This window comes from Promicromonospora sp. MEB111, from assembly GCF_030209445.1.
In the GTDB taxonomy this organism is placed as follows: domain Bacteria; phylum Actinomycetota; class Actinomycetes; order Actinomycetales; family Cellulomonadaceae; genus Promicromonospora.
In genome coordinates this window covers 44558-64707 of sequence record NZ_JARVSD010000006.1, presented here as the reverse complement: position 1 = coordinate 64707, position 20150 = coordinate 44558, and the positions used below count along the sequence as shown (strand labels likewise).

General features: G+C 72.4%; 19 protein-coding genes and 1 pseudogene. 9 read left to right on the top strand and 11 right to left on the bottom strand.

Annotated features, from left to right (window positions below; translation table 11 throughout):
* Positions 1-174: 174 nt before the first annotated feature.
* Positions 175-1829, top strand: a pseudogene (locus tag QRN56_RS06465) (HNH endonuclease).
* Positions 1830-1902: 73 nt separating this feature from the next.
* Here the strand turns inward: QRN56_RS06465 and QRN56_RS06460 are convergent.
* Complete coding sequence (locus QRN56_RS06460; protein ID WP_285101980.1) at positions 1903-2883, bottom strand: toll/interleukin-1 receptor domain-containing protein; 981 nt, start codon at positions 2881-2883, stop codon at positions 1903-1905.
* 123 nt (positions 2884-3006) lie between these two features.
* Complete coding sequence (locus tag QRN56_RS06455; RefSeq protein ID WP_285101979.1) at positions 3007-4227, bottom strand: MFS transporter; 1221 nt, start codon at positions 4225-4227, stop codon at positions 3007-3009.
* Positions 4228-4321: 94 nt separating this feature from the next.
* On the opposite strand from QRN56_RS06455, the gene QRN56_RS06450 reads away from it, so the two are divergent.
* A complete protein-coding gene (locus QRN56_RS06450; protein WP_285101978.1) occupies positions 4322-5302 on the top strand; it encodes an ArsR/SmtB family transcription factor in 981 nt (326 codons plus the stop codon).
* Between the two features lie 7 nt (positions 5303-5309).
* On the opposite strand, the gene QRN56_RS06445 is transcribed toward QRN56_RS06450, so the two are convergent.
* From QRN56_RS06445 to QRN56_RS06430, 4 genes are all read right to left on the bottom strand, one after another.
* Positions 5310-6098: an MBL fold metallo-hydrolase gene (locus QRN56_RS06445; RefSeq protein WP_285101977.1), complete on the bottom strand. Its 789-nt coding sequence runs from the start codon at positions 6096-6098 to the stop codon at positions 5310-5312.
* Between the two features lie 31 nt (positions 6099-6129).
* On the bottom strand, positions 6130-6582 hold the full coding sequence (locus tag QRN56_RS06440; RefSeq protein WP_285101976.1) for a nuclear transport factor 2 family protein: 453 nt from the start codon (positions 6580-6582) through the stop codon (positions 6130-6132).
* 597 nt (positions 6583-7179) lie between these two features.
* Positions 7180-7872, bottom strand: a complete 693-nt coding sequence (locus tag QRN56_RS06435; protein ID WP_285101975.1) for a response regulator — start codon at positions 7870-7872, stop codon at positions 7180-7182.
* On the bottom strand, positions 7869-9602 hold the full coding sequence (locus QRN56_RS06430; RefSeq protein ID WP_285101974.1) for a sensor histidine kinase: 1734 nt from the start codon (positions 9600-9602) through the stop codon (positions 7869-7871). Before QRN56_RS06430 ends, QRN56_RS06435 begins: the two co-directional genes overlap by 4 nt.
* Positions 9603-9805: 203 nt before the next feature.
* On the opposite strand from QRN56_RS06430, the gene QRN56_RS06425 reads away from it, so the two are divergent.
* Together QRN56_RS06425 and QRN56_RS06420 are read left to right on the top strand one after the other, a co-directional pair.
* Positions 9806-11242, top strand: a complete 1437-nt coding sequence (locus tag QRN56_RS06425) for a CitMHS family transporter (RefSeq protein ID WP_285102056.1) — start codon at positions 9806-9808, stop codon at positions 11240-11242.
* Between the two features lie 161 nt (positions 11243-11403).
* A complete protein-coding gene (locus QRN56_RS06420; protein WP_285101973.1) occupies positions 11404-11958 on the top strand; it encodes a small multidrug efflux protein in 555 nt (184 codons plus the stop codon).
* A 117-nt stretch (positions 11959-12075) separates the two neighbouring features.
* Here QRN56_RS06420 and QRN56_RS06415 read toward each other — a convergent pair whose 3' ends face one another.
* On the bottom strand, positions 12076-12477 hold the full coding sequence (locus QRN56_RS06415) for a hypothetical protein (RefSeq protein WP_285101972.1): 402 nt from the start codon (positions 12475-12477) through the stop codon (positions 12076-12078).
* Between the two features lie 45 nt (positions 12478-12522).
* On the opposite strand from QRN56_RS06415, the gene QRN56_RS06410 reads away from it, so the two are divergent.
* Both QRN56_RS06410 and QRN56_RS06405 read left to right on the top strand, forming a co-directional pair.
* Entirely contained in the window at positions 12523-13164 is a 642-nt protein-coding gene (locus tag QRN56_RS06410) for an RNA polymerase sigma factor (protein ID WP_285101971.1), read from the top strand.
* Between the two features lies 1 nt (position 13165).
* The gene (locus QRN56_RS06405) at positions 13166-13678 is read left to right on the top strand and encodes a hypothetical protein (protein ID WP_285101970.1); all 513 of its coding nucleotides are present in this window, start codon (positions 13166-13168) and stop codon (positions 13676-13678) included.
* Between the two features lie 16 nt (positions 13679-13694).
* Here the strand turns inward: QRN56_RS06405 and QRN56_RS06400 are convergent, their stop codons facing one another.
* Complete coding sequence (locus tag QRN56_RS06400) at positions 13695-14705, bottom strand: zinc-binding alcohol dehydrogenase family protein (protein WP_285101969.1); 1011 nt, start codon at positions 14703-14705, stop codon at positions 13695-13697.
* A complete protein-coding gene (locus tag QRN56_RS06395) occupies positions 14702-15256 on the bottom strand; it encodes a PadR family transcriptional regulator (RefSeq protein ID WP_285101968.1) in 555 nt (184 codons plus the stop codon). The genes QRN56_RS06400 and QRN56_RS06395 overlap by 4 nt, the downstream gene beginning before the upstream one ends.
* Positions 15257-15329: 73 nt before the next feature.
* Here QRN56_RS06395 and QRN56_RS06390 point away from each other — a divergent pair, with 73 nt between their 5' ends.
* Together QRN56_RS06390 and QRN56_RS06385 are read left to right on the top strand one after the other, a co-directional pair.
* Positions 15330-16157 carry a nuclear transport factor 2 family protein gene (locus QRN56_RS06390; RefSeq protein WP_285101967.1) on the top strand — a complete coding sequence of 276 codons (828 nt, stop codon included), beginning with the start codon at positions 15330-15332 and terminating at the stop codon, positions 16155-16157.
* Positions 16158-16318: 161 nt separating this feature from the next.
* Positions 16319-17044 carry a helix-turn-helix domain-containing protein gene (locus QRN56_RS06385; RefSeq protein ID WP_285101966.1) on the top strand — a complete coding sequence of 242 codons (726 nt, stop codon included), beginning with the start codon at positions 16319-16321 and terminating at the stop codon, positions 17042-17044.
* Between the two features lie 46 nt (positions 17045-17090).
* Here the strand turns inward: QRN56_RS06385 and QRN56_RS06380 are convergent, their stop codons facing one another.
* Positions 17091-17729 carry an HD domain-containing protein gene (locus QRN56_RS06380; protein WP_285101965.1) on the bottom strand — a complete coding sequence of 213 codons (639 nt, stop codon included), beginning with the start codon at positions 17727-17729 and terminating at the stop codon, positions 17091-17093.
* Between the two features lie 105 nt (positions 17730-17834).
* On the opposite strand from QRN56_RS06380, the gene QRN56_RS06375 reads away from it, so the two are divergent.
* A complete protein-coding gene (locus tag QRN56_RS06375) occupies positions 17835-18839 on the top strand; it encodes a GlxA family transcriptional regulator (protein ID WP_285101964.1) in 1005 nt (334 codons plus the stop codon).
* Between the two features lie 73 nt (positions 18840-18912).
* On the opposite strand, the gene QRN56_RS06370 is transcribed toward QRN56_RS06375, so the two are convergent.
* Positions 18913-20127 carry a sulfotransferase family protein gene (locus QRN56_RS06370; protein ID WP_285101963.1) on the bottom strand — a complete coding sequence of 405 codons (1215 nt, stop codon included), beginning with the start codon at positions 20125-20127 and terminating at the stop codon, positions 18913-18915.
* Positions 20128-20150: the final 23 nt, after the last annotated feature.

Below are 20150 nucleotides of genomic sequence, written 5' to 3'. Positions count from 1 at the left end.
ATGACGCGAACGGGTGAGGTGCTGACGGCGGCAGGCGGACAGCCTGCTCGATCGGTGCTGCCCGACGGCGCGCCGCAGCACGGTGGCACCGTGCCGTCCGGTGCGCCCGCGTCTGTGCCCGGCGGGGTCGTTGACGTGGCGGGTGTGCGGGCGGTGCGGGAACTGCTGGCAGGAATGATCCTGCCCGGAGCCACTGACACCAGGCCCAGTGTTCTTGTCTCCGGTGCGGTACAGGCCGAGTGGGTCGACCTGCTCGGTGAGCTGGAGGCCGTGAAGAACACGGTCACCGCGACCCAGGCACGGCTCACGGTCGCGTTGGACGAGGCAACCCGTGCCGAGGAGGGCCGGCAGAGCATCCGGGCCGAACGGCGCGGACGCGGTGTCCCGAACCAGGTCGGTGCCGCCCTGCAGGTGAGCCCGCACGCAGGGGCCGGGTTTGTGAGCACGTCCCGGGTCTGGGTCACGCAGATGCCCCACACCTTCAACGCCCTGCAGGCCGGGGTGCTGTCCCCGTGGCGCGCCACGCTCCTGGTCCGCGAGACCTCCCACCTGTCCCTGGAACACCGCGCCCTGATCGATGAGGAGATCTGCGGACCTCAGCACCTGGCCGAGCTGGCCCGGATGGGCACCCGCCGCCTGGTCGCCCGCATCAAGGAACTCGCCGCCCGGCTGGACGTGCACGCCTGCGTCAACCGCAACGCGAGGGCGGTCACTGAGCGGCGGGTCTCGGTGCGGCCCGCCCCGATCTGATGGTCTACCTCACCGCCCTGGTGCCCATGGCGCAGGGCGTGCAGGCCTACGCCCAGCTCAAGGCCCACGCCGAGACGGCCAAGGCGGGCGGGGACGAACGCGGGGTGGGGCAGATCATGGCCGACACCCTCATCGAACGCACCACCGGCCGCGACCCCGGGCACGCGGGTGATGTGCCGGTCACCATCAACCTTCTCGTCTCCGACCAGACGCTGTTGGCCGGTGGTGACCAGCCCGGCGTGGTCCTCGAAGGCGCCCCCGCAGGGGTCGGCACCGTCCCGGCCCCGGTCGCCCGCCACCTGGCCGCGCATGCGATCGACACCGACACCGCGTGGCTGCGCTCGATCTACGTCAACCCCCACGGACGGTTGGTAGCGACCACCTCAACGTCCCGGTTCCACCCCCAGGGACTAGCGAGCCTCTTGCGGGCCAGGGAGCAGGGGATCTGCGCGAGCCCCTGGTGTGACGCCCCGATCCGTCACCTGGACCACGTCACCCCACACACCGACGGCGGCCCGACCAGCCTCGACAACGGCCAGGGCCTATGCGCCAGATGCAACCACGCCAAGCAGGCACCCGGCTGGTCACAGAAAACCACCCACCTCGACGGCCGGCACGCCGTCGAGACCATCACACCCACGGGGCACACCTATGTCTCGATCGCACCCCCACCACCGACACCGGTCAGGGCCAGCAGCACGACACAGGTTCGTGACGCTGGATCACTACGCGGCGTGACAGCAGTCAGCGGCACGGACCTAGGCCAGAACCCCAGTGCGCCCAAAAACGGACCAGCAGCCAGCGAGACCGACCACACTCCGAGCCCAGCCGCAGCCCGTGACCGCACCACGACCCCGGCATGGACCCCCGCGGTCGGCATGACCGGCCCCGCACCCGGCCACACCCCACGCAGCCGCTACCAGATCGGCTGCCACACCACCCCCACCCACGGCACGATCGCCTACCGACCCAGCCCACCACCCCACCAACCACGCCCGGCGAATCGACCCAGCCGGTCACCTGCTCGAGCCCGCACCCGGTCCCGACACCCCGACCTCTCCTGGACCCACCCCACCTGACCACCGCAGCACCGGAGCCGACATCCGCCACAACCTCACCACCTACGACCGCTGACCCCTTGAAACCAACCAACTAGAACAGCGGATCCGACGAGAGGGCCGTCGCCCTGACGTCCACCGACCTGGGAGTGAGCTTCGGCAGCGGCTTCGGCGGTGGCCAGCTCCTTCCGTTCTTGTGAAAGAACGGCTGAAGCACGCGCGTGGGAAGCACTCCCCCGTGGACCTGATCGTTGGCCCAGAACGCCCGCGCCAAGGCTTCCCACGAGGTCTCCGTCAGGCTCCCCAGTGCCACGACGCGCTTCGCCGCAGCCTCCGCCGAGTAGTAGTCGGAAGCCATCTCGAGCGCCTTCATCAAGCCTTCGACGATCCTGTCGGTGAAGTCCGTCGTCCGCTCCAACCACGCGAGGATGTCGTGGGCGACCTGCCCGGCCGAGCGCTTGGCTCCGCTGGGCCATTGGGTCGACGCCGCGAATCCGTCCGGATTGGCGCCGAACCTGACCAGGAAGAACGGCAGCCCTCTGCCGTTCGCCCAGCCGAGCTCTTGCTGGCACCACGCGCTCTCGTTGAACCGTGGGTGCACAAGTCCGACGAACGCCTCGGCGGTACGCAGCGCGACCTCGATCTGGGCCTGCCAAGGACGCTCGATCTGCATCGTCTCGTGCGCGACGAAGCCGTGGACGCCGACGACCGCCAGCTCGTTCGACACCTCGGCGACGAACTCCCGCTCGGTCGCGGAGTGCGAGAGGTAGACACGGACCTGCCCCTCGTTCCACAGTCCGTGATCATCCGGGACCAGGGCTCCGGAGAGCGCCTGCTCCTCGTCGATGTCCAGGACTGTTGCATAGACCCCGATGAGCGTCTCGTCAGTCGCTCTGCCGACGATCCGGGCAAACTCTGCCTCGCGGCTGGACGAGTCGCCCTGGGAATCGATCGACTCCAAACCGTACTGCTGAAGCAGGATGAGCAAACTGGTGGTCGACCAGAGCCCGCCGTCCTGAACGCGCTCCACGATCTTGCGGATCATCTGGAATCGCTCGCGAGGCGTCAGACTCATGCGCCGAGCCTACGGGTGAAAACGGCTCGGCAGTTGCCCGAGGAAGCATTCCGACCGCAGAAGATTTCGCGGTCCCGAGCCCGCAGCTACCACTCGTCGGAAAGCGGAGAAGCCGGTCGCGAGTCAGGTCGACTGCGGCCGCGGTCCCTGTCGGTGGGCGCGCAGGAGGAGCGGCAGGCTGACCACCAGCGCGACGGCCCGGAGGGTTCCCGCGATCGGATAGCCGGCGCGAACACTGATCTCGTGGGCAATCAGCCCCCCGGCCAGCGCACCGAGCGGGATGAGTCCCCAGCCGAGCAGCCGGTAGACGCTGTTGACCCGGCCGAGCAGGGCGAGCGGGACCAGCTCCTGGCGGAGCGTGACCGTCAGGACGCTCCAGACCGCCGTGGCCAGACCGCTGAGAGCAAGCAGCGCGGCAAGGATCCACGCGTCGGGGCTGAGCCCCAGGAGGACGAACACGACGGCGTTCACGGCCAGCGCCACGATCAGCACGGGTATCTGCCCGAACACCGTGACGAGCCGGGCGGCCAGCAGGCCGCCGAGCACACTCCCGACCGCGGCGACAGCAAGGAGCACGCCGTAGCCGGCCACGCCGACACCGAGCTCACCGGTCGCCAGCAGGACCAGGGTGACGTTACCGAGCTGGAAGCAGAATGTGTTGACCCCGAGCAGCAGAGCCAGGGTCCGCAACAACCGGTGGCCGACGAGCCAGCGCAGTCCCTCGATGACCGCCGGTCCTGCCGACCGGACGGCTCCGCGCGGCTGCGACATGCCCCGCAGCCTCGCCAGCAGGAGTGCGGAGACGACCAGGGCCGCCCCGTCGAGCCCGAACGGCAGGGCGATCGCCAGCCCGAACAGGAGGCTTCCGACGGGCGGCCCGATGAAGCTCTGCCCCACGGTCGTGGCCAGGTACTGGCGGGCGTTGGCCCGGCCCAACAGCCGGTGCTCGACGATCTCCGGCACCACGGACTGGCTCGCAATCCCGTAGCCGACCTGGCCGACGCCGACGAGGAATGCCGCGACCATCAGCGCCACGACGTCCATGGCTCCGGCGGCGACCAGGACCGCCAGGGCCGTGACCGCGACCGCCTGGAAGGCCTGGGCTGACCGCATCACGGCGATCCGGCTGAACCGGTCCGCGATCGCCCCGGCCGGGAGCGCGAACAACAACCACGGGACGAAGCTCGCCGCGGCGACCATCGACACAAGCCGGGGATCGGCGGTGAGGGTGACCGCGAGCAGCGGCAGCGCCGTCACCAGCGCGCCGTTGCCGACGTTGTCGATCGCTCCTGCCCACCACAGCCGCCAGTAGCGGGCGGGCAGCCTGTCCCCTGTCGATGCCATGCCCCGCAGCCTGGGAGCAAGCCCGGCACTGCACCATGTTTGAGCGCTGCGCTACATCATGAGTCGATCATCATGGCTCGATGATCATGGAGACATGGCTCTGAGCATCGAGATCAGCACGACTGACCTCGCGGGTACCCGGTTCGCCGTCTCGCCGCTGGCCGAGACGATCTCCGGGCTGCAGCAGCTGGCCCGGTCCGAGCCGGCTCCCCGGGTCAGGGGGTGGGTGCGGTGGGCCCGCGACGAGCTGGCCCGGCGGCCGCTACGGCTCGCGGCGACCTGGCCGCTCGTGGTCAGTGACCGCCCGTCCTGGCCTCAGTTCCTCCTGCCGGCACCAGCCACCACTCGTACCAGCATCGACGACGACCTGGACGCCTTGCGGCAGACCACACCACAGCAGGTGGTCGCAAGCCTGCACCGCGTCTTCGGGAACGATCTACCGCCCGCGGCCCGCGAGCTGGCCGATGCTCCAGCAGCAGGGCTCGCCCTGGTGGCCGCAGAGCTCCGCGCGGCTCATGACCGCCTCGTGCTCCCGCACTGGCCGCGAATCCGTGCCGTGCTGGAGACAGACATCGCCCACCGCGCCGCGCAGCTCACCTCTGGCGGCGCAACTCGGTTGTTCGCCGACCTGCACCGGGACCTCGACTGGTCCGACGGCCGCCTGACCGTCCTGACCGACCGGCGCGACGCTGCCAGCGCACCCGGAGGACTCGTCCTGCTCCCTGTGGCACTCGGACCGGACCGAGTGATCGTGAAGCGCAACACCACCACCTGGACGACCCTGCGCTATCCCTGTCACGGGATAGCCCGTCTCGACACGGTCGTCGACAGGACACCCGCGCCCGACGGTACCGTCCGGCTCGTCGGCCGGAGCAAGGCTGCCCTGCTCCACGCCCTGACCGCACCTGCCACCACGACGGACCTCGCCACGGAACTGGGCACGACGCCCAGCGCCGTCGCCCAGCACCTCGCGGTGCTGCGGGCCAACGGACTGGTAGGTCGCCAACGGCACGGCCGGCGCGTCATCTACAGCACCACCACGCTGGGCCGGGCGCTCCTCGAGGCCGGCGCCTGAGGCGACCTCAGCGCGCCAGCGCGGCCGCCATGAACTCCTCCGGGTACGGCGAGCGGGCCAGGGCCTGCTCCCGTCCGAGCCGGCCGGCGGCCACCTCCCGGCAGAGTTCCGCGACCAGCGCCAGCTCGGCACGCTGGGTCCGGACGAAGTCGCGGCCCACCGGGTCGCCGTGGCCGGGCAGGACGGTCGCCGCCCTCAGGGCGAGGACGCCGTCCAGCGCGGCCGGCCAGCCCTGAGGGTAGGAGTCACCGAACTGGGGCGGCGCCCCGTGCTCCACGAGGTCGCCCGCGAACACCACGCGCGCGTCCGGGACGTGCACCACCAGGTCGTGGTCGGAGTGCGCGGGCCCGAAGTGCCGCAGCTCGACGCGGCGGCCACCGAGGTCCAGCTCGGCGCCGTCGTCGACCAGGTGGTCGGGCAGGACCGGGCGCACGGCGGCGATGCGGTCGGCGACCTCCGGCTCGCCGCGTTCGCGGTAGCGCCGTGCCCAGGTCTCACGCTGTTGCTCGCCCGTCGCCACCAGGTCGGCGCGGCAGCGGCGGTGCGCCCAGACGGCGCAGGGGGCGAAGGCCTCGGTGCCGAAGCTGTGGTCGAAGTGGGAGTGGGTCAGGACCACCTGCCACGGCAGCGGCGTCACCTCGCGGACGGCGGCGGCGAGCTCGGCACCCTGCCCCGCATCCCCGCCCGTGTCCACGACCAGGCACGACTCGCCGCCCACCACGAGCCCGACCGAGAGGTCCAGCTCGGCGTACCGCCGCACCAGCACACCGTCCGCGGCCTCGATCCACCGTCCCATGGCCCGACCCAAGCAGACGGACCGGGCCGGATCAACCGGCGCCCCGGGCCGCCCAGCCGTCCTCCAGCAGGTGATACCGCGTGATCAGCCCGTGGGGAGCGACGGCGATGTCGAGCACGAAGGCGCCGGCCGCCCCCAGACCCGTCGCACGGACGGTAACCCGGACCGTACCCGTCACCACGGCCCGGCGACCGGAGGCGCGGATGGTCACGAGATCGAACTGCTCGAGATCGACCGTCTCGCGGAGCCGGGCGAAGTGCTCGGCGGCTCGCGCACGGCCGGATCCCCGGCTGCTCCAGGGCGGCTCGCCGTCACCGCTGCGGACCGTCAGGTCTACGTCCGCGTCGAACCGCTGCGCCAGATCGCGTGGCGAGGCGCCCGCGATCCTGGCCGCGAACAGCTCGATCACGGCCACGCGGACGGCGGACTCGGGGGGATCCGCCACGAGCTCGACGGAGGCCGGCGTCGCGGGCCGAGCAGTCATCCCGGCGTCGGTCTCGTCACTCGACGTCCGGGGCGACCTGGCAGGTGCTTCCGGCTGCATGGAGGCTGTCTAGCGACCGCAGCCCTCCGGAGGCAAGGGCCTGCGCGACCGGCTCAGGCCACTGGCCGGAACGGGCCACGACTGTTTACCTGCGCGTCACCAGCCCGTGCCGGCTGACACGCGAAGTGCTCGGCACAGAGGTCGTACCGAGCACCGCACGAGCCCCCGTCCCGCGCTGCCTCGCGGCGGACCTTGACCACGTTCTCCCCGAAGCGCCTGCGGAGGGCGGGAGCCATATCGTGGCAATTCCCGCCCAGAACGGGAATCGTCAATATCAAAGGTATCAGGCCGGTATTCGATCGCCCTCGGGAAAGGCCCGAGAGAATGCCCAACACTGCAGACTTCACGTACATGACTGCCCGGACACGCCTGCCTGTGCGCCACCGAGAGGCAATGTTCAGGCATTTTTTTTGCCATTCTCCGCACGCCAGGAAATATGCCCCCCGGGGTAGACCGTCATTAGCATCCCCCGGGCCTGGTCGATCACCGCTCGGCGCTCCGCGGAGTCCCTGGATGGAGATGGTGTCCTCGCGCGGGCTACGCGCGCCCCGCCGTGCGGTAGCGGTGCTCAGGGCGCCCCGTCGAGCCGTACCGGAGCTCGACCACGAGATGCCCCTGGTGAGCGAGCGCCGAGAGGTAGCGCTGGGCCGTCGCCCGCGAGACCCCAACCCGGTCGGCGACCATCGGGGCCGAGAGTGCCGATCCGGCCTCGGCGAGCGCCCCCAGCACCGCGGTCTCCGTGGGCGAGCGGCGCGCGGCACCGTCGCGGCCGCCCGCGCCGTGGAGCACCCGGCGGGCGCGGTCGACCGCCTCCTGGTCGAGCTCGGCCTGCGAGTCGACCAGGTTGCGGTAGCGGCCGTAGGCGCGGAGCAGCTCGGTGAGGTCGTCGTCGGCGAAGGGTTTGATGAGGTAGCCGAACGCCCCGCGCTGGAGAGCCTTGCGCACGGCGGCGGTGGCGACGGCGGCCGAGAGCACGATGGCGTCGACGTCCCGCCGGGCGATGAGGTCGAGCCCGGAGCCGTCGGGAAGGTAGATGTCGGCCAGCACGAGGTCCGGGTCCTCGGCGTCGATCACCGCGGCCGCCTGCGCCGCCGTGCCCGCGGTCGCGACCACCCCGAAGCCCTCGACCGACTCCACGATGCGGGTGTGCAGCCGCGCGACGTGGAAGTCGTCGTCGACCACGACGACGCGGAACCGCACCGCGGGACCTGCTTCCTTCGCCGCGTTCATCGGCCGTCCTCCTCCTCGAACTGGCGCTCCAGGCGGGCCACGAAGACCGCGCCGTGCCGCTCGGTGCGGCCCATCGCGAGCCGCAGCTCGCCGCCGTGCCGCCGTGCCACCTCGGCCGACAGGCGCAGCCCGATGCCGTGACCGTGCGCCGGCCCGGCGGCGTCGGTCTCCCCCGGACCGGGAGCGCTCGCCGGTCGCTCCCCCGGCGTGAGCGGATCGGCCGCCGCGCCGTCGCCGGAGTCCATGACCGACACGTGGAGCTCGTCGCCGTGCCGGAGCGCCTCCACCTCGACCCAGCGGGGAGTGCGCTCCGAGGCCACCGCCGCCGCGATGCCGTTGTCCACGAGGTTGCCGAGCACGGTGGTGACGTCCTCGGGGTGCAGCAGCGACCCGCTGACGTCGGCGTCGGGACCGATGCGCAGCGTCACCCCCTGGCGCTCGGCCTCGAGCGCCTTCGCCCCCAGGAAGGCCTGCAGGTAGGGCTCCCGGACGAGGCCCGCGTTGGCGATCGGGAAGCGGACCGGGCCGTGCTCGCCGATGCGGTCGAGGTAGTCGAGGGCCTCGGCCGTGTCCCCGGCCCGCACCAGCCCGGTCACCACGTGGATGCGGTTGGCGAACTCGTGCCGCTGCTCCCGGAGCGCTCCGGCCAGGGTCCCGACGGCGGTGAGGCGCCGGGACAGGTCCTCGACCGCCGTCACGTCGCGCACGATCACCACGCGCCCGAGCAGCCGGCCCACGCGCCGCACCTCGTGCACGTCGACGTAGACCAGCCGCCCGTCCACGACCAGCGGAGGGGCCGGCGGGGTGACCGAGCGGACGGCCTCGATCCGCGCGAGGACGCCCGCGTGCCCGATCGCCTCCTCGACCCGGTGGCCCACCGGGTCGTCGAGGCCGAGCAGGGCGGCGGCGCGGTCGTTGCACACCGTGACGACGTCGTCGCCCGACAGCCCGACCACGCCGTCGTCGACACCCTGGAGCACGGCCTGCTGGTCGTGCACCAGCGCGAGCAGCTCCTCGGGCTGGAGCCCGAGCGTCTTCTCGCGCAGCCGGCGCGTGATGAACCGGGCGAGCAGCCCGCCGACCGCGAGCGCGAGCGCCGTCGAGAGCACCACCGGGACGGCGTCGGCCAGCACGGTCGACCACACCTCGGTGGGTGGCAGCCCGACGCTCACCTCCCCCACGACCGTCCCGGGGCTGTCGAGCCCGTACACGGGGACCTTGGCCCGCGCCGAGTCGCCGAGCGTGCCGCGCTCCCAGCTCACCGTCTCCTCGCCGCGCAGCGCGGCGTCGGGGCTGGTGGACACCGGGTCGCCGATCTCGTCGGGGCGGGGGTGCGCGAGGCGCCGCCCCGTGTCGTCGGTGATGACCACGAACAGGGCGCCGGTGCGGTCCTCGACCTCGCGGGCGTAGTCGTCGAGGGTGCCGGCCACGAGCTCGGCGTCGGTCGACGGCCGCTCCCGCCGCGACTCCTCCTCGGCCCCCGCCCGGACGCCGGGGGTCTGCGCCACGGTCTGCGCGATGCGCAGCGCGGACTCCTGGGTCTGCTGCACGAGCCGGTTGAACCCGGTGACCGCGAACAGCCCGAGCGTGATGAGCGACACCACGATCATCGCGGCCACGATCGAGCGGTTGACCTGGGTGGTGAACGGGGTGGCCGAGCGTCCCCCGGCGGCCACGGGCGCGACGGCAGCCGCCCGGGCGGGCTGCTGGAGCGGATGCGTCGTCGCCATGCTCGCATGCTAGCCACGCGCACGGCCGCCGCCCGAGCCGTGAGCAGAATGCGCACAACGAGTTCTGTGCGGTATTCCGCCAGAACGCGCAGTAGCGCGCGTCGGAGGCCGACCCGTTCCTAGGGTGACCGGGTTATCGCACCCGCCGCCCCCCAGCCGGCCAGACGAAGGAGTCTCCCGTGCTTGTTCTGCTCGGATTCGGAATGGTCGCCACCTTCATGGTGCTGATCATGACCAAGCGCATGACCCCGGTGCTCGCGCTGATCATCGTCCCCACGGTCTTCGGGCTGTTCGCCGGTGCCGGCCTCGGGATCGGCGACATGGCGCTGGACGCCATCGGGGGCCTCGCCCCCACCGCCGCCCTGCTGATGTTCGCCATCATCTACTTCGGCCTGATGATCGACGTGGGCCTGTTCGACCCGCTCGTGCGCGTCATCCTGCGGCTGGTCGGCCACGACCCGGTGAAGGTCGTCGTGGGTACCGCCCTCCTGGCGGCGGTGATCTCGCTCGACGGCGACGGCTCCACCACCTTCATCGTGGTGACGAGCGCCATGCTGCCGATCTACCTGCGCCTCGGCCTCAGCCCCGTGGTCCTCACCTGCGTCGCGGGCCTCGCGAACGGCGCCATGAACATCCTCCCCTGGGGCGGCCCGACCGCCCGCGCCGCGGCGGCCCTCGACCTGTCCCCGAGCGACGTGTTCGTGCCGATGGTGCCGTCGCTGCTGGCCGGGCTGGCCGTGATCTTCGCGTTCTCGTGGCACCTCGGGCTGCTGGAGCGGCGCCGGCTCGGCACGATCGACCTGCCCGGGGAGGGCGTGAACGCGGCCGCGCCTGCAGGTCCGGGCACGGGTCCGGGGTCGGGCTCGGTCGGCGGCGTGGCGACCAGGACCACCGGCCCGCGGGGCACGGGTGGGACCATCACCCGGCTCGGTCCGCTCTCGTCCGCGGCCATCCAGACGCTCGTGAAGCCGGACGACACCGCGATGGCCGACAGCATGCTCGACCCGCAGCGCTCCACCCTGCGCCCGCGGATGTTCTGGTTCAACCTCGTGCTCACGGCCGCCGTGATGGTGCTGCTCGTCGCCGACGTGCTGCCGCTGGCCTACGTGTTCATGGCCGGGAGCGCCATCGCCGTCATCGTGAACTTCCCCCGGGTCTCCGACCAGGCACAGCGCATCGTGGCGCACGCCCCCTCGATCGTCGGCGTGGTCTCGATGGTGATCGCGGCAGGCGTGCTCATCGGCGTCCTCGAGGGCACGGGCATGGTCGACGCCATGGCCGCGTGGGTGTCGGGCAGCATCCCCGACGAGCTCGGCGCGTTCTCGGCGGTGATCACGGGGCTGCTGAGCATCCCGATGACGTTCTTCCTCTCGAACGACGCCTTCTACTTCGGCATCCTCCCGGTGCTCGCGGAGAGCGCCGCGGCCTTCGGCATCGACCCGGTCGACATGGCCCGCGCGTCGATCACGGGCCAGGTGGTGCACATGCAGAGCCCGCTGGTGCCCGCCATCCTGCTGCTGATCTCGCTCGCGGGGGTGAACCTGGGCGACCACCACAAGAAGGTCCTGTGGCGGGCCGTGGTGGTGGCGCTGGTGATGCTCGTGGTCGGGATCGCGGTCGGCTCGATCGGCATCGGCTGAGCGAGGGCGGTGCGCGCAGGCATGACACATGTCATGGACCGGGCGTGCACAACGCCCCGGGAGCCGGTGACAGCACGGCACTTCTGCGCGGCGCGCCCGCGCGGTGGACTGGAGTCAGCGCCGAGGAGACACCCCGGCGGCCGTACTGACAGGAGCACACCATGGACCTCGTCGACACCCTCCAGAACCTGATCGGGCGGGTGCCCGAGCTTCTCCAGCCGCTGATCGTCGCGCTCGCCGGCGCGATCCCCTTCATCGAGGGCGAGGGCGGGGTGGCCATCGGCATCCTCGGCGGCATCCCCCCGGTGGTCGCCGCCGTCGCCGCGATGATCGGCAACTTCCTGACCGTCGCCGTGCTCGTGCTGCTCGGCACCGGGGCCCGCAACGCCGTGGTGACCCGCCACCGCGCGAAGGTCCAGGCACGCGACGCCGTGACGGTCGGCGGCGGCACCACCCTGCGGACGGCGTCGGAGGTACGCGAGAACGACCGCAGCACCGCCCGGCGGGCCAAGTTCCAGCGCGCCTACGAGCGCTACGGCGTGCCCGGCGTGAGCCTGCTCGGCCCGCTGCTGCTGCCCACGCACTTCACGGCCACCATGCTCGCCGCCTCCGGCGTCGGCAAGGCCCGCATCCTCGTCTGGCAGGCCGTCGCGATCGTCGGCTGGACCACGCTGACCGCGCTCATCATCAGCGGCGTGCTCCAGGCCGTGCGGTAAACCAGGAGGGTGACCAGGGGCGGCCGACCGTGAGGACAGGTGTGGGCGGGGGCGGTGCATGCGGTACGCCGCACCCACCGCCCCCGCCCGTCCGAGGCCAGGTCGTCGGGGTACGGCTCAGCCGGTGACGACGAGACCCTGTTCCGGCTCGCCCGGGACCGTCGGGACGGGCCGCGGCTCACGCTCGTCGGTGAGTCCGGTCTCGCTCGGCGCGGCCGGGACCGGCGACGGCTCTCCCTCGTCCGAGGGCTCCGGTGCGGCCTCGGCGGGCGCCGGGGCCGCGTCTTCGGCGGGCTGCTGCGCGACGTCCTCGGCGGGCTCCGGCGCGGCGACCGAGGGCACGGGCGACGGCTCCTCCGGGACGGCGGCACTGGCCTGAGTGCAGGCCGTGGCCAGCAGCGCGACGGCGAGCGCCCCGCCCGCGGCGGTGACGCCGCGCACGGCCGAGCTCCAGGTGGCACGACGGCGCGGGGCCGAGGTGGTGGTCGATGGGACGGGTGTGTTCGGGTTGATGGTCACGCAGCGGTCAGTGTGCGCGGGGGCACGATCCGTCACGGCTCCGGGATGTGGCGTGGTCCACACGGGCAGACTGTGACGACGGGGGCGTTGCCGGACACAGACCCTTGTGCAGATCCGCGCCCGCCATCGCACCCGCCACTGGAGACCACCCTGTCCACTCACGCCGAGCCTCGCGACCTCGAACGGGGCACGCTGACACCGGAGCAGACCGAGGCACTGGTCGACGAGCACGCACGCGCCGTGCACCGCTACGCGCGCACGCGATTGAGCGCCGCCGAGGCCGAGGACGTCGTGGCCGAGGTGTTCCTCATCGCCTGGCGCAAGGGCGAGATTCCCGACGAGCCGCGCTCCTGGCTGCTCGCCGTCGCCCGGCGGGTGCTGGCCAACCACGTCCGGGCCGACCGGCGGCGGGCCGCCCTCGCGGACCGGGCCGTGCGACATCCCGCACCGCCCGGCCAGGACGACGCGCGGCTGGTCGACGAGCTCGACCTCCTGCACCGCGCCCTGGCGCTCCTGCGTCCGGCCGACCGTGAGGTGGTCGAGCTGCTGGCGGCCGCCGAGCTCAGCACCGGGGAGCTGGCTCGCGTGCTCGGCTGCTCGGCGACGACCGCGGCCACCCGCCTGTACCGGGCCCGACGGCGGCTGCGAGCCGCGTACCGCACCGTGACCGAAGGCCAGGAGGACTGACATGAGAGCGCTGACGAGAGCACAGGGCGATCCCCTGGCACGTGCCCGCCGGGCGCTGGACCAGGTCGACGAGGAGCTGGACCTGGCCCGCGTCCACGCCGTGACGTCCGGTCACGGCCGGGTGAGTGCGGACCCGCTCCCCGTGGACGACGACGCCGAGCCCCGGGTGGAGATCCTGACGCCCGGGCAGCGGCCCGCGCGCCCCCGTCGTCGGGCGACCGTCTGGGCCCTGGCCGCGACCGTCGCGCTGCTGTGTGGCGCGGGGGTCGGCACCGCGATGCTCTGGTCCGGGTCCGGCGAGACGGTTCCCGGGTCGACGCCTCCCGCGTCCCCGGCACCCGAGCAGACCGGACCGACCCAGCCGCCGGCACAAGAGCCGAGCCCGGACCCGCGCGAGTGCTCGCCGGCACGTCCGACGCCGTCGGCCACGCCGGAGCCGACGACGGACGACCTGCCGACGGACGCCTGCGACGTGCCCTCCCCGCCGAGCGAACGCGCCGGGATGCGGCCGTGACCCGACCGCCCGCGGCTCACCGGACGACGGGTCCTCGGCTGTCCCAGGGCAGGACGACGAGCTTGCCGCGGGCGTCGCCGGACTCCATGAGCGTGTGCGCCTCGCGGACCTGGTCCAGCCCGAAGACGCGGTCGACGGGGATCACGGCGCGTCCGGCGGCGGCGTCGTCGAGGAATCCCTGCAGGACGTCGGCAGGCAGGTTCTCGGCCTCGCCCGAGTAGCCGGTCAGGCGGACACCCGACGGCAGGTACCCGATGGGGTAGAAGTCCTTGACGATCCACTCGTCGGAGAGCATGCCCGTGAAACAGACGGTGCCGTGGACCCGGACGGCGCGCAGGGTGTCGGGCAGCGTGGGGGTCCCGACGAGCTCGATCGCGCCGTCGACGCCATCCGGCAGCAGCTCGCGCACCTGCCGGGCCACGTCACCGTCGTCGATCAGCACGTGGTCGACCCCGACCCGCTTCAGCGCCTCGCGCTTGCCGGCGTTCCGGGTGGTCGACAGGACCGTCATCCCCATCCGCTTGCCGAGGACGGCGGCAGCCATGCCGACCGACGACGTCCCGCCGCGCACCAGCAGGGTCTGCCCCGGCCGGGCGTCCAGCCCGACGGTCAGGGACCCGTAGGCGGTCTGCAGCATCTCGGGGACCGCGCCGAGGGTCGCCCACGGCAGCTCGGACCGGAACGGGATGACCTGGCCGGCCGGGACGCAGGTGTACTGGGCGTAGCCCCCGTCGTAGGAGCGGCCCATGCCGCCCATCATCGTCATGACCTGCTGACCCGGGATGAAGGTGCCGGTGGGGTCGGCGTCCACGGTGCCCGTGGCCTCGATACCCAGGACGCGCGGGTAGGTGACGGCGTCGCCGGCGAACCCGAACCGGGTGTGCAGCTCGGACCGGTTGAGCCCGAAGGCCTCGACGCGGATCCGCACCCGGCCCGGCCCGGGCTCGGGCACCGGGAGGTCGCGGACGTGCAGGTTGGTCACCGGGCCGGGTTCGTCCAGCACGACGGCGCGCATGGTCTCGGTCATCGTGCGGCCTCCTGGGTGGTGTCGTCCTGGCTGGTGGTCTCGTCGAGCAGCTCACGGATCCACGTGCGCTCGGCGCGGCTGGTCGCACGGGCCGAGAGCAGGATGCCGCGGCGGTACGGGTCGGCGACGTCCGCTGCGCGCAGCGGCCGGTCGCCGTCGTAGAAGAAGCTGGCCGGCTGCTCCAGGTAGTCGAGGCGACGGCGCAGGACGGCGTCACGCTCGGCCCGGTCGGGCAGCAGGGACAGGAAGGACAGCACGACGAAGAACCGGCTGCCGTCGGTGATGTCGTGCCCGTCGACCTGGCGCAGCCGGTCGAGGAGACGGGCCCGCCCGGCGTCGGTGATCGTCAGGGTCTGGCGCGGCGCCCCGGCGCTGCCGGGCTCCGTGGCGCGGCGGACGAGCCCGGCCTTCGCGAGGCGGGCGATCGCCGGGTAGAGGGTGCCGTCGCTGATGGTGCGGGCGTACCCGTGCAGCTGCTCCATGCGGCGGCGCAGCTCGTACCCGTGCTGCGGCCGCTCCGCGAGGAAGCCGAGGATCATCAGTTCGATCACGCCACGATCATACCTCGTTTCGAGATACCTCGAATCGTAGTACCATGGGGCGACAGCACCGATGGAGGAACCCATGCCCTGGCTACCCGAGCACTTCTCCGCGAAGTACGTCGCGGAGCTGTCCCAGCGACGCCAGTCGCCCCCGGTCGCGATCTCGTTCTTCGACGGCATCGCGTCGGGCCAGGTGGATGCCCTCATCGCGTCCTTCGCCGGCGAGCCCGAGCTGCACCACCCGGTGCGCGGCAGGATCAGGGGACGCGACGCGTTCCGGTGGTTCGTCGAGACCACGGGCGAGCAGCTGCGCGCAGCGGGCTTCACCGTCGAGGACGTCGACCTCGTCGTCACCCCGCACCGGACGGTCGAGGAGGTGGTGCTGTGGTACGACGTCGGGCAGCGGCGGGTCGGGCTCCCCGTCGCGATCGTCACCGAGCGGTCGGACGCCGGCCTGCACGAGCTGCGGATCTACTTCAGCACCTGGCCGATCACCGGGTCGCACGCCAACCGGCCGCCGCTGCTGCAGCCCGACGAGAGGGCGACGGAGCCCGACGTGGTGGGCGAGTACCAGCGGGCGCTGGCGGCCGGCGACGTCGAGGCCACGGTCGCGGCCTTCGAACCCGACGCGAGCGTGCGCGAGCCTGCCGGCGGGCAGTACGTGCACCGTGGCACCCAGGAGCTGCGCGCGCTGTTCACGTCGTTCTTCTCCAACGGCGGCGGCATCCCGCTGGAGCACTGCACGGTGACCGACGACGGGCGCGCCTGCGCGCTGGAGTACAACGTGGTGCGGTGGGGCGTGACCGATCTGCCGCCCGAGGCCGGTGTCGCGGTGTACGTGCGCGGCGCATCGGGTCTGCTGACCGCGGCCCGGATCTACGACGACTCGAATCCCCCGCTGCGCGGCTGATGCCCTGGGCGCGACGTCGAGCGCTTGCCTCTGCCCCTACGGCACAGTGTCCACTGGGAGGTGGATCACCTCGATCCGCCTGCGAGAGAAGGATCGTTCATCGTGCGCACCCCAGTACCTGACGTCGACAGCTCACGGCCGTTCGGCGAGCGCCGCGCACGATGAGCTGGAGCACGCGCGAGGTCGCCGAGCTGTCGGGCACGACGGTGAAGACCGTGCGGTACTACCACGAGATCGGCCTGCTGGAGGAGCCAGAGCGCGAGCCCAACGGCTACAACAAGCGCTACGAGGTGCGCCACCTGACGCGGCTCCTGCAGATCAAGCGGCTGACCGGCCTGGGCCTGTCGCTGGCGCAGGTCGCGGACCTGGGGACGGCGGGCGGCGGACACCCCTCCGTGTTCCAGGAGATCGACGCCGAGCTCGCGGCGACGGTCGAACGGATCCAGGGCATCCGGCAGGAGCTGGCCACGCTGGCCCAGCCGGGCGCGACGCCCGACGTCCCGACGGCGTTCCACGGCGTCGCGCACCGCCTGCGTGACAACGACCGCGCGCTCCTGACGATCTACGCGCAGCTGTTCACCACGGAGTCGATGGCCGCGCTGAGCGAGCTCCTGCGGGCCAACCCCCACGAGGCGCTCGACGAGGCCTTCCGCGACCTGCCCGCGGACGCGGACGAGGCCACGCGGCAGGCGCTCGCCGAGCGGATGGCCCCGTTCGTCGGCGCGAACACGTCGGTGACGATGGAGCCCCGGGCTGCGACGCCGCGCCAGGCCGAGGCCGCGCGGAACGCCGTGGGCCAGGCCCTGCAGGCGCTGTACAGCTCGGCCCAGCTCGACGTGCTGCGCCGGGCGCACGAGCTGAGTGCGGGGCCGAGCGGCGGCCGATGACCGTCGCCGCGGCGACGTCGTCCAGCACCTGTGCGCGCGCCCTCCTTCAGCTCTGCCACGGCGAGCCGAGGACCCGCTCGACCGTCGTCGTCAGCCGGAGACCCGGGATGAAGTGCTCCAGGATGTCGGCGTTCACCGTGCCGTTCGCCGTCTCGGGCCGGTGCCGGAGACCCTCCACGGTCTCGCGCAGGAACTCGTTCTTGAAGTCACCTCGCGGGTGCGCCGCGACGATCTCCTCGACCTGGTGCGGGTCCAGCTCGTCGAGGCCGAACCCCAGCACGTCGGTCAGGACGCCGAGCTGCGTCACCGCGATCTCCGGGGCCATCCGGCCGGGGATCCCCGGGGTGGTGTGCAACGCGACGGCGGCCCAGACGGTCTCCGCGGCCGACACCGGGAAGCCGCTGTCCACGAGGAACCGCCGCGCGTGGTCGGCGCCGTCGACCTCGAAGCGCTGCTCGACCTCCGAGAACGGGTGGGCCAGGCCGACGTCGTGGAACATCGCCGACACGTACAGCAGCTCCCGGTTCGGCCGGAGGCCGAGCCGGCGCGCGTGCAGGAGGCCGAACAGGTAGACCCGGCGGGAGTGGTGGTAGATGACGGGGCTGATCATGGACCGGACGCGCTCGGTCGCCTCGGCGACCACCGCCGTCCGGGGAATCTCCGGCCCCTCGGTGAGCTCTTGCATTCCCTCATGCTGTGCCCCGCACCCCGCCGGGCGCCGCCCTCGACCGGCCAGGAACCCCCGATATCCGGACAGGGACGCCGCTCCGTCGTGTGCTACCAATGGACGGTGCCCACGCCCGTCGCACCACCGCACCACGTCGCGATCCTCGTCTACGACGGTGTGACGCTGCTGGACCTCGCGGGCCCCGCGCAGGCGTTCGCCGAGGCGAACCGGCTCGGCGCCGACTACCGGCTGACGCTCGTCTCCCCCGACGGCGCGGACGTCACCTCGAACATCGGGGTGCGGATCCCCGTCGACGGACCGGTCTCCGCCGACGAGGCCGCCGACACCTTCCTGGTCCCCGGCGCCGACATCTATCCGCGTGCCCGCGTCCCCCGCGACCTGGCGGACGCCGCGCGCGTCCCGGCCGCGACGGCCGGCCGGGTCGCGTCGGTCTGCACCGGTGCCTTCGTCCTGGCGGCCGCCGGCCTGCTCGACGGGAAACGCGCGACCACGCACTGGAAGGTCACCCACGAGCTCGCCGCCCGGTGCCCGACGTGCCGCGTCGACCCCGACGCCATCTACGTCCGCGACGGCACCACCTGGACCTCCGCGGGCGTGACGGCCGGGATCGACCTGGCGCTCGCCCTCGTCGAGGAGGACCACGGCGCCGACGTCGCACGCGACGTCGCGCGCTCCCTCGTGGTCTACATGCAGCGCGCCGGAGGCCAGTCCCAGTTCTCGGCGCCGCTCCGGGCCCAGCCGCCCCGCTCCCCTGCGCTGCGCACCATCACCGACCTGGTGGTCGCCAACCCCGGCGGGCGGTACTCCCTCGCGGACCTCGCCGGGCACCTCAGCGTGAGCACCCGGCACCTCTCCCGGCTCTTCCACGACGAGCTGTCCACGACTCCGGCCCGCTACGTGGAGGACATCCGGTTCGACCTGGCCAGGGCCCTGCTCGACCAGGGGCACACCGCGACCCGGGCCGCGGCCCTCGCCGGGTTCCCGAGCTACGAGAGCCTGCGCCGGGTCTTCGCCAGGAAGCTGTCCACGAGCCCCGCCGCCTACCAGCGCCGGTTCTCGACGGCGCTGCGGTCGCCGGCCCCGCCGGGCGGCCCGGAACCTGCCTGACCCTCGGGTCGCGAGCGGATCGCCTGTCGGCGGCGGGGCCGCGCCGGGTCGCGACGCCGGGCAGCAGCGCCGGTCAGAGCTCCACGGTCGCCTCCGCGTCGCGCATGTCGAGGCGGTCCAGCAGCCGGTTGTACGGCGCGAACGTCTGCTCGACCTCGGCGGGGTCGAGGTAGTGGGACAGGTCGTACTGGTGCGAGGGGGTGCCCTTGGGCTTGGCGACCACGTCGGCCAGGTTCTCCTGGTCGCGGGTGGTCCAGGTCGCTCCGATCGCGGCGTACAGGCGGGGCACCTCGGTGAACGGGTCGGCGGACAGCTTGTGGTAGGGCACGTCCACGATGGAGGCCGGCGGCAGGCTCCGGCGCAGCTCCAGGCCGCGTTCGACCTGCGTGAACAGGTGGTCCAGGGCGAACCTCCCGATCTCCCGGCGGTCGGTGTCGTGCTGGTACATCCCCCAGAAGGTCTCCACCAGACTGCAGAACGACCCGATGACCGTGACCGGGTCACGATGGGTCCACACGAACGTCGCGTCGGGGAACACCTTGCGGATGACGTCCATGTCCTCCAGGTGCGCCGGGTACTTCAGGACCCACCGCTTGGCCGGTCGCCCGTGCTGCAGTACCTGCAGCGCCCGCTTCAGGTACTCGTAGTCACCGGTCACGTCGCGCCCGGCGGCCCATGCGGTGTAGGAGGGCATGAGGCCGTGCAGGATCGGCCAGTGGCTGCCGTGCGGCAGGATGAACATCGACTCCTCGGGCTTGTCGATGTTGATCGGGTGGATGTGCGGGATGTCGGGCGCGAACTTCTCCATCATGGCCGCGCCCTGCTGCAGCTGCTTGATCAGCTTCCGGGCGGACCGCGGGTCGTCCAGGCCGGTGTTCTGCATCTCCCACAGCAGCGGGGCGCGGTGGTCGGGCGAGGCGGACAGGACCCGGTGGGCCAGGGTCGTGGCGGTGCGCGGCAGCCCGCACACGATCACCGGTGCGGTGATCTCCTCGTCAGCGATCTGCGGGTGCTCGGCCAGCATGCGGTCGATCCGCAGCCGGTTGACGTACCGGGCCTTGACGTCGGCGGTGATGAGGTACCAGCCCAGCGGCGACAGCCGCGGCATCTCGGCCGCCGCCCGCACGATCACCGCGAGCTCGGCGGCGAACCGGGGGTCGGCGGTCCCGGCCTCCTTCTCGACCTGCGCGACCGTCCTGGCCCAGGACGCGTCCGGGTCCTGGTGGCCCTTGATGACAGGGGCAAGCACGGTGTTCAGCACGCGGGTCGTGCGGGAAGTGCGACTCACTGGTGGTCCTCCGGGGATGTATG